Genomic DNA, 4,602 nt, shown 5'->3' on the forward strand with positions numbered 1-4,602 from the left:
TTGTCAAACTTATAACCACTACGCTTATTCAAATAATCACGCAGCTTACGCACCTTGGTAGCAAGCAAACGACGCACCGAATCTGCTTCACTGTAATGAGCCTCCACCTGGCACAACAAAGGATAAATCAACGCCATATTTTCATTGTCAGAACGTAAACTATAAGGAACCGAAAAAGGACGCAAATACTGGCGCAAACAAACACGACCCAAACCAGGAGCATACAAACGTAAATCATCCATAGACAAACACTGAAAAGAATACACCTTCAGCAACAAACGCCATTTAGGAGTAGTTAAACCCAAAAACAACAAACCAGCCTCCAACACCGGAACCAACTCATCCAGCACAAAATCACCCCCAAAATCAGCCGCACAAAACACCTCCGTATCCAGCGGCTCAAACAAAGGACGACCATACTGTTTAGCCACCAAATCGAACAAACGAGAACGAAAATACACCCGAAGATAAACCCCCAAATCGCCCCGGTCAGGATCATACTTTGAAAATACCGAAGACCAGTTTTCAAACAAAGTCAAACGCAACTCCTGCGCATAATCGTCGCATTCAGATTTCAAAATCAAACCACGACGAACATAACGACCCAAGGTCCTGGCAAGTGAACCCTCCACCACAATAAAATGATCAGCCCATTCATTCCAGGGCATACCAGTCCCAGTACTATTTTTTTTAATAGATAACATATTGATTTTTAGATAATTAGAATTAGTTGATTAGTTGATTAGTCCGGAGTCGGGAGTTGGGAGTCCAGAGAAGAAAGTTAAGAGTTGATTAGTCCATAGTCGGGAGTCAGGAGTCCGTAGTCGGGAGTTGGGAGTTGGGAGATAAGAAATTGTTGGGTGGCTTTATGGCTAAAATGGTTTTATGGTTGCGCGAAGCGAGGCGAAAAACTACCGACTAAAAACCACTGACTAAAAGCTACGGACTCCCGACTACCGACTCCCAACTACTAACTAAAAACTCCCGACTCCCGACTAAAAAACTACCGACTAAGAGGATGTAGATGATTAATTTCTTCTTGCAGTGCTGTCATATCGCCCACTTGATAAACCTCCGTAGACGACACCTTCAAATGACCCGCCTTATACTGCACCGTACGCAAATCTTCGCTCTGCAGCCAGTGACTGAGCACCACCCGACGAATCACGTGCGCATTGCAAGCCAAAGAATTCAAACGAGCCAAACGACGAAAAAAAGGACGCGTCAAATGAGACAAATCAGCCGGAACATCCAACAAATAACGAGCACCAGAACGAACACGCAGCCACTCGTGAAAAAGCAAAATCTGAGGAACCACCAAACCCAACTCACGACCCGCCGTACAAGCCGTACCCACCCCATAAGCACGCAACCAGATTTTACCCTTCACCAGGTCAACATCGCCCACCTCCAAATGACGCAAATCGCTGCTCTTGATTCCCTGGTACACATACAAGGACAACAAAACCCGGTCTTGCAAACTTCCCGCATAATCAGCAAACAAACGCTCCAAACAAGCATAAGTAAGCAAAGGAAAACGGCTTTTCTCCACCCCCTTTTTTACCCGAACCCCTTGTGCCGGATTGTTGCGACAAGCACCCAAACCCACCAAATAATCAAAGTAATCGCCCAAAGCCACCAAATGACGATTAATAGTAGTCGCGCTACAACTCAAACCACGCAAATAATCGATATAAGCCAACACATCGGCATAAACCAAAGCCGACACATCGCGACCCGAATAATAAGTACAAAACTGAGCCACCGCACTACGTTTGTGATAACTCGTACCCGCCGAAAATCCACGATCAACGGATAAATAAGATTCAAAAGTTTTCATAAGAGAGAATTACGAATGAGAGAATTACGAATTACGAGTGAATCAATTACAAGTCAATCAATTACGAATTACGAATGAACCAACAGAGTCTATTTTACCATTCGTAATTCGTAATTAAACAATTCGTAATTATCAAATGTGCGTATAAACCTGTGTAGAATCCAATGAACGATGACCCAAAAACAAACCCACCTTAGACAAAGACATACCGCCAGCGTGCAAATGAGTAGCAATGCTATGGCGCAAACTATGCAAACCCACACCATCCCCCTCAATCCCCGATTTAGTCACCAACTTCTCCAAACGCTCGCTTAAACTTTTGGGTCCCAAACGACGCCCGCGGTAAGTCAAAAGCAACGCCGAAGAACCAGAAGAAGAAGAACCAGAAGAAGAAAAAAAACGGCGACCCTCCGTCAAATAAGCGTATAAATCATCCCTCACCCGACCCACCATAGGCACAAAACGCTCCTTGCGACCCTTACCCGACAACACCTGTACCCAGCCCTTTTTGAAGTGAACATCACCCACATTCAACAAATGAATCTCGCTACGACGCAAACCACAACCATAACCCAAAGACAATAACGCCTGGTCGCGCAAACCCCAATGATCAGCCGTGCAGCCATCGTACAACAAACCCACCTCAACCCGGCTCAATACCCGAATAGCAGCCGCTGGCAAACCAGGCAAAGGAGCACCAGGCAAGCTAAAAACACCCAAACCCAAAGACCGCAAATAGCGTTGAAAACCACGCAAAGTCTTACGCACACTACGCAAATGAGAATGGCTCAGCAACTCACCCGTTTTAACACTCCGACGACCCGACAAATAATCAAAATAAGCCGACACATCAGAAGCCCCCACATCAGCCAAACAAAAACAATCGCGTTGCTCCAAAAAATACAGAAACTCCCGCAACTGACGAGGATATTTGTCGCAAGTAGAAGCCGAATAGCCCATACTGCGCAACCAGGCGGCAAAATCACGCAAATGAACCTGGTAAACTTGAGTAGTAATTTCTAGTGAATCCATAATAATAGTTAGTTGGGAGTCCATAGTCGGGAGTTGGGAGGTAAAAAATTGTTGGATGGCTTTATGGCTAAAATGGTTTTATGGTTGCGCGAAGCGAGGCTAAAAACTATCAACTGAAAGCCACCGACTAAAAACTCCGGACTCCGGACTCCCGACTACCGGCTAATAACTAATAGACTAAATTGATAAGAATAAATAAAGAGATTGGTTTTATAGATTAAATTTGAAAGTCTCTAGCGCGCACTTTCTTGGAATGTGGAATATCAGAGGTATTTTTGGGCTAACTCACTGATAATCAGTAAAAAGTGGCGTTCCATCTGGTATTTCTGAGGGTGGACTACCAGTCTAATTTATTGATTTTCAACAACTTCTGGTAGTCCACTTTTTTACAACACCTTGAGTTGGTTGGCGAGAAACTGACGAACACGAGCACGCAAAGCCTGGATGTCGTCCCAATACGTAATCTTGTAAATCAAGCCATTGTTGGCATGACCACCCACTTGTTGAATATAATCCAGCTTCCACAATTGATGTACATAACGATGCATACTCGTAGAAGAAATGTTGAACCGTTGGCGTACCTCACGCCGGGTAAACTCCTGCTTGACGCCCTTCTCAAAACAATAATTTTTCAACTGTTCAAAGAATTGGCGCAAACTACCATCCAGCTCGTCAATGCGCAATATAATAGTTTCAAACAAAATCTCATTCGCCCAATGCAAATCGGCTTTCGTAGCCACCAAACGACCCTCCGCATCACGCGCCCGCTGAAACTGATGCAACAAAGTAATTTGCTTCACCAACGATTGATACAAACTATGCAAACGACGAGGATTTTTTACCTCACCAGGCAACGACAATTTATCCGCGTAAGGATTCACCACCTCATAAGAACGCAACAAACGCACACAATTTTGGAGTAACTCCCTGGTAGCCAACTGCTGCTTCTTGCTCACCTTACCCGCCGCGCAAGTGTTCATATAATCAGTAATCGCCTTCGTTTGCGCTTTCGTTTCATTGACCGCCAAAGTAAAACAACGGTTTTCGTTGTCCTCATAAATTTCGGTTTTGGTAGTAGCCGCCATACTCGCCACTGGGCCATATACTTCTTTGACACCGCCGCTGTTGTTTCCCTGCAAATCCTGGGTAGTAGTAGAACTCGCCAACTTTCCGTAGCTAATCAACTCACGAAAAGACAGCAAAGCCTCCTCGCTCAAACCGTCCAAATCCTGCAACACAAACAACTTGTTACAAAGCGCATACTTTCCATAATTGTACAAACTACGGTCGGTAATACGCGTGACATCCAGGGCGCCCTCCTCCGGCATCAACTTAAGAATCGCGTTCAACAAGTGCGATTTACCGCTACCGCTGCTCCCTTGTACTATAGCATGCAAAGTATCCGGCATCTTGTAACTACTTGCTACACAAAAGAGTAACAAACGATTCATCTCCTCGCCTACCACCCCACAAGCCCCGATGTGCTCATTTAACCTGGTCATCAAATCAGAAGAACGCAACAAAGCCAAACATTCTTTTTGTAAAGCAGGCGGCACCGGCTTAGGCTGACTATCTTTGTTTTTGGCGTCCGCAAACTCCGCCAACTCAGCATCGCGGTAAGCCTCCAACTCATCGGCTAACTGGTTTAAATCAATCAACAACAACTCATAAGCAATCCCCAACTTGGCGTTAGCTTCACGGGCCACTTTCTCCATCTGGCGGTCTTCGTA

The 4,602-nt window shown here is 45.1% G+C and carries 4 protein-coding genes; all 4 read right to left on the minus strand.

Annotation, left to right across the window (positions count from 1 at the left end; all coding sequences use genetic code 11):
- A partial coding sequence (locus tag Q0954_RS32860; protein WP_299465928.1) for a hypothetical protein occupies nt 1-704 on the minus strand: 704 nt, incomplete at its 3' end.
- A 299-nt stretch (nt 705-1,003) separates the two neighbouring features.
- Nucleotides 1,004-1,840: a tyrosine-type recombinase/integrase gene (locus tag Q0954_RS32865; protein WP_299465931.1), complete on the minus strand. Its 837-nt coding sequence runs from the start codon at nt 1,838-1,840 to the stop codon at nt 1,004-1,006.
- Nucleotides 1,841-1,972: 132 nt separating this feature from the next.
- Nucleotides 1,973-2,872 carry a tyrosine-type recombinase/integrase gene (locus Q0954_RS32870; protein ID WP_299465934.1) on the minus strand — a complete coding sequence of 300 codons (900 nt, stop codon included), beginning with the start codon at nt 2,870-2,872 and terminating at the stop codon, nt 1,973-1,975.
- 386 nt (nt 2,873-3,258) lie between these two features.
- Nucleotides 3,259-4,602 (minus strand): hypothetical protein (locus Q0954_RS32875; RefSeq protein WP_299465937.1); only part of this gene is annotated, 1,344 nt, incomplete at its 5' end.

Origin of the sequence: uncultured Microscilla sp., from assembly GCF_947493425.1 — a bacterium.
Classification (GTDB): domain Bacteria; phylum Bacteroidota; class Bacteroidia; order Cytophagales; family Microscillaceae; genus Microscilla.

What these genes read in the sequence shown, in the direction of transcription:
- Q0954_RS32865 (WP_299465931.1), bottom strand. Translation starts at nt 1,840, where the DNA reads ATGAAAACTTTTGAATCTTATTTATCCGTTGATCGTGGATTTTCGGCG.
- Q0954_RS32870 (WP_299465934.1), bottom strand. Translation starts at nt 2,872, where the DNA reads ATGGATTCACTAGAAATTACTACTCAAGTTTACCAGGTTCATTTGCGT.